Source organism: Streptomyces sp. NPDC037301 (assembly GCF_055602785.1).
Genome location: NZ_JBVJWD010000132.1, coordinates 1 through 4,702, shown reverse-complemented (window position 1 = coordinate 4,702; position 4,702 = coordinate 1). Strand labels below are relative to the sequence as shown.

At 70.2% G+C, this 4,702-nt stretch carries 3 protein-coding genes and 2 pseudogenes; all 5 read left to right on the top strand.

Annotated features, from left to right (window positions below; translation table 11 throughout):
* A partial coding sequence (locus ACZ7IB_RS48715; RefSeq protein ID WP_470921777.1) for an Hsp70 family protein occupies window positions 1-507 on the top strand: 507 nt, incomplete at its 5' end.
* Entirely contained in the window at window positions 504-1,121 is a 618-nt protein-coding gene (grpE, locus tag ACZ7IB_RS48710; protein WP_470921776.1) for a nucleotide exchange factor GrpE, read from the top strand. The genes ACZ7IB_RS48715 and grpE, both read left to right, overlap by 4 nt.
* Window positions 1,122-1,431: 310 nt before the next feature.
* Window positions 1,432-1,925 (top strand): annotated as a pseudogene (locus ACZ7IB_RS48705) (IS110 family transposase); the annotation flags it as partial.
* 258 nt (window positions 1,926-2,183) lie between these two features.
* Window positions 2,184-4,382 (top strand): FUSC family protein, encoded by a 2,199-nt coding sequence (locus tag ACZ7IB_RS48700; RefSeq protein WP_470921779.1) that lies wholly within the window; start codon window positions 2,184-2,186, stop codon window positions 4,380-4,382.
* A gap of 78 nt (window positions 4,383-4,460) precedes the next feature.
* Window positions 4,461-4,601 (top strand): annotated as a pseudogene (locus ACZ7IB_RS48695) (transposase); the annotation flags it as partial.
* Between the last annotated feature and the right edge of the window lie 101 nt (window positions 4,602-4,702).

The following is a 4,702-nucleotide window of genomic DNA, read 5'->3' as shown; positions in this document are numbered from 1 at the left end:
GCGAACGGCATCATGCACGTCGCCGCCAAGGACCTCGGCACCGGCAAGGAGCAGAAGATGACCGTCACCGGTGGCTCCTCGCTGCCGAAGGACGACATCGACCGCATGGTGCGCGAGGCCGAGCAGCACGCGGAGGAGGACCGGCAGCGCAAGGAGGCTGCCGAGACCCGCAACCAGGCGGAGAGCCTGGTCTACCAGACCGACACCCTGCTGCGGGACAACGCCGACAAGATCCCCGCGGATGTGCGTTCCGAGACCGAGGCCGCCCTGGCGGAAGTCAAGGAGAAGCTCAAGGGCGAGGACACCGCCGAGATCCGTACCGCCACCGAGAAGGCATCGGCGGCAGCGCAGCGGATCGGCACCGCCCTGTACGCGCAGGCGCAGGGCGGTGAAACCGCTGGAGGAGGTACGGCCGGCGGCGGCACCTCCGGAGACACGGGCACCGGTGGCGATGAGGTCGTCGATGCGGAGATCGTCGACGACGAGCAGAGGGGAGGTACCGGATGAGTAAGGACCCGCGCTCAGAGCACCGCGGCGATCGGTCGCCTGTGGTGGTGCGCGGCCTACGCAGGCCCGCCCCGGTCACCCTCCGGGACGGGCGAAGCCCAGATGCCTCAGGTCCGGCCGGGACCGGTTCGGACGGCGCCGGTACGGCGCGCCCGGGCTCCGGCCAGAGCGGCTATGCGGAGGCCGCACGACTGCGTGAGCGGATCGCGGAGCTGACCGCGGACCTTCAGCGGGTGAAAGCCGAGTACGACAACTACCGCAAGCGGGTACGCCGCGACCGACTGGCCATACGGGAGATCGCGGTGGTCAACATCCTCACCGGTCTGCTTCCGGTCCTGGATGTCCTGGAAGAGATCCACCGGCAGGGCGACGACCACGGCGCGGTGACAGTCCTCTCCGACCTACTTGAGGCGCGGCTGGGGGCTCTGGGCCTGCGGACCGTCGGCGCAGCGGGTGAACCCTTCGATCCCTACACACATGAAGCGATCACCTATGACGCCTCCGGAGCGGCCCAGGCCGTCTGCACCGAGGTGCTGCGGCACGGCTACCGGGTCGGCGACCACCTCCTGAGGCCGGCCCAGGTAGCGGTGACAGGACCCGCCCCCGCCGAATAGTCGCACGGGGCAAGTCCCGGGACCCGAGCCGGGACTGCCTCGTGCAAGAGGCACGGCGGAGGCCGCCGGTCGTCAGTCGGCCTTACGTTCCTGGGACGGGACGGTCGAGCCATTCGTAGGGTTGGACCGCCCAGGGGTGTCGGGTGTGGCTTTCAGTTGGCTGCCGTCCGTGGCTGCAGTGGCTTGGCCGCCCGGCGCCCCCTGACGACCCGGCCGCCAGATTGGGAAGTGCGACAAAGATCGCTGGGTAAGGCCATGTCGGCGCGGTCGTCTGCGGCAGGACCTGCACGCGCGATCGTCTGGAGCACGAATGAACCGGATCCGGGCCGGAATCGACAGCGGCAAGACCCACCACCACTGCGTCGCCATCGACCAGAACGGCACGAAACTGCTGTCCCGGCGGGTGTCGAACGGAGAGCCTGAGTTACTCCAGCTCCTTCAGGACGTTCTCACCCTGGGTGAGCCTGTCACGTGGGCCGTCGACATGGCCGGCGGTGAGCCCGCACTCCTTTCAGCCCTGCTGGCCAGCCACGACCAGGAGCTCCTCTACATTCCCGGCCGGGTCGTGAACCGGGCCAGTGACGGATACCGCGGCGAGGGCAAGACCGACGCCCGCGATGCCCTGGTGATCGCGACCAGGCCCGCATCCGCAGGGACCTCAAGCCGATGCGACCCACCGACGAGATCACCATCGAGCTGAAGATCCTCACCAGCCGCCGCACCGGCCTCGTCCGCGACCGCACCCGGGCCATCAACCGCCTGCGCTCCACGCTGACCGGCATGTTCCCCGCCCTGGAGCGTGCGGGGCAGGTAGAGCGTGCCGTCGGTGTCGGCGCCCAGATACCGGTGACGGTGACCGGGCCAGCATCTGGATCTCAGGGGTGTGCAGGTCGATTCCCGCGGGACGGTGGGGCCAGGGCTGGGCGTTGACGCGTGCCATGCTGGAGCTTCCGGTTTATGGCGGCGAGCGGGGAAAGCGGCAGGGTGAGGACAGTGACACGGGCGAGCCGGACGAGGATCTGGGACTGGTTCTCAGCCTCCGACCCCGGACTGTTGCGGCTGATGGCCGGTCTGCGGACAGTCGGCGCCATCGCGCTCACGCTCGCGGTCCTGGCGCTGCTCAAGGCCGATGTGAGCCACATGGTGGCAGGTGCCATCGCGGCCATGGTCGCGACCTTCGCCATCAAGGAGAAGCAGCGGCGCGAACAGGCCATCACGCTCGCGCTCGGCCTGCCCGTGGCGCTCGTGGCGATGTCACTGGGAGCGGTGTTGAGCACCGAGGTCGTCGCGGGCGACCTCTTCTTCCTCGCGTTGATCTTCGCCGCGGTCTACAGCCGCCGGTTCGGTGACCGTGGTACGGCCCTGGGACTCATCGGGTTTCAGATCTACTTTGTGTCCCTGTTCGTGAGAGCCGCGGTTTCCGCGCTGCCGGGGCTGTGCGGAACGCTGGTCGTCGCGTTCGTCTGCAGCGCGGTCGTGCGGTTCGGCCTGGTTGTTGAGACGCCCGAACGGATTCTGCTGCGACTGCGCGAGGCATTCCGCGCCCGCCTCGCCCAATTGGTGTCCGCCCAGATCGAGTTGCTCGACGCCGGGCCGGACCACGTCGAGAAGGCGCTGGAGGACGTACGCCGGCACACCGCGCGCCTCCACCAGAGCGCGATGATGATCCAGGGGCGGCTGGAGGAGGGCACCAGCGACAGCGCCACCGCCTTGCTCGTCCAGCGCCGTGTCGCCGACGCAGAGATCGCCGCCGAGCGGCTCGGCGTACTCATTCTCACCGCGCGCAGCTCCGAACGTGCCGACACGCTCACGCTTCATCTGCCGCACGCGCCCGTGCCGGCGCCTGGCAACCGGCTGCAGACACAGGACGACATGACCGCGACGCTGCGCCGTGATCTCAACGTGTTGCGCCTGCTCGTAGCCCGCCCGGCCTCGAACAATCGCGGCGCCGCGGTGGCCCACCTGCGCAACCGGCTGCTCGGCTATCGGGACGAGGAGAATCTCCCGCGCGCCTCGGCCCCCGTCCAGGACGTCTTCCGCGGCATCGGGGAGGCGGCGCGCGCTGTCATGGGCCTGAGGCTGGCCCTCGACGGGCCCCAGGACGAGTCCGACGACACCCCTGCGACGACGCGTTCCCGCGAGGAACTGGACGCCGAGGACGTCGCCATCGCGCAGGCAGAGGAGACCGAGCCTGTCGAGGATGTCCGCAAGGGACTGGAGCGTCCCACGACCCGTGCCGCGGTCCAGGTGTCGGTGGGTTCGGCGCTGGCCATCGTGGGCGGAGAGTTCCTCTCCAGTCAGCGGTGGTACTGGGCGGTGCTGACCTGTTGGGTCGTCTTCCTGAACACGGCGTCCACCGGGGAGATCCTGGTCAAGGGCTACCGTCGGCTGCTGGGCACGGTTCTCGGCGTCGTCGCCGGTGTCGGCCTGGCGGGCCTGGTGGGCCACCATACCTGGACGGCGTTCGCACTCGTGCTGCTGTTTATCTTCGCCATGTTCTTCACCGCGCCGCTGTCGTACGCCCTGATGTCCTTCTTCGTCACGGCGGCTCTGGGGCTGCTGTACACCCTGCTCAACACCTACAGCTCCGCGGTGCTCGTCCTGCGCATCGAGGAGACCGCGCTCGGCGCCGCCTGCGGCGTGATCGCGGCGGCCGTGATCCTGCCGGTGCACACCGATCGCCGTACCGACGAACTCCTCGGCACGGTGCTGACCCGGCTCGGTGACGTCACCGATGCCGCGGTGGAGCAGCTGAGCGGCGGGCCCGCGCTCGATCTGCTGGACATGGCCCGGGAGCTCGATACGGCACTGGACGATCTGCGGTCCTCCACGCAGCCGTTGACCCACCCGATCACCCCGCTGCGGACCCGCCGCCAGACCGCTCGCTACGTCGTGGCGCTGCTGGAGACGTGTGCCTACCACGCGCGTTCACTGGCGGCGACGGCCGAACTCCTCCCGAACAGCAAGAGCGTCGCCGCGGACCCGCTCCTGAAGGGAGCAGGCCGGCGCATCGCCCACAACATCGTCGTCCTCGTCGCGCGTGTCGAGGACGACGACAGCGACGGCGTGGTGGAGACCGGCGCGAGCCTGGCCTCCATGCTGGAGACGGACAAGCCCGGCTCCCCCCGGCACGACCGTGTCACGGACCGTGTCCTGCGGCATCTGCAGCGCCTGGACGAAGGGCTGATCGGTCTGGCCCGCCCCCTCGGGGTTTCTGTCGCGACACCCGGCCGGGCGTCGTCTCGGGGCGGGGGCGCGTAGCCGGGGCCGGCGTCGCGGCGTTCAGCCCACGTTCCACAGAAACCGGTGTGTGCGGATCCCGAAGTACGGGAACGACTGGACGGTGTGTCCTCGCCCGGGGTGGCGCGGCAGTACTCCGGCACAGTCGGCAACTGCCAGATCGGGGTCAGCGTCCATGCCGCTTCCGACACCGCGTCGTGTCCGCTGTCCTGGCGGCTGTTCCTGCCCCGCAGCTGGGACGGTCCCGGGGGGGGGGGGGGGGGGGGGGGGGGGGGGGGGGGGGGGGGGGGGGGGGGGGGGGGGGGAGGGGGGGGGGGGGGGGGGGGGGGGGGGGGGGGGGG

Excerpts from the sequence above, each read along its gene's own strand:
- grpE (WP_470921776.1), top strand. The coding sequence starts at position 504 with ATGAGTAAGGACCCGCGCTCAGAGCACCGCGGCGATCGGTCGCCTGTG.
- ACZ7IB_RS48700 (WP_470921779.1), top strand. The coding sequence starts at position 2,184 with ATGGCCGGTCTGCGGACAGTCGGCGCCATCGCGCTCACGCTCGCGGTC.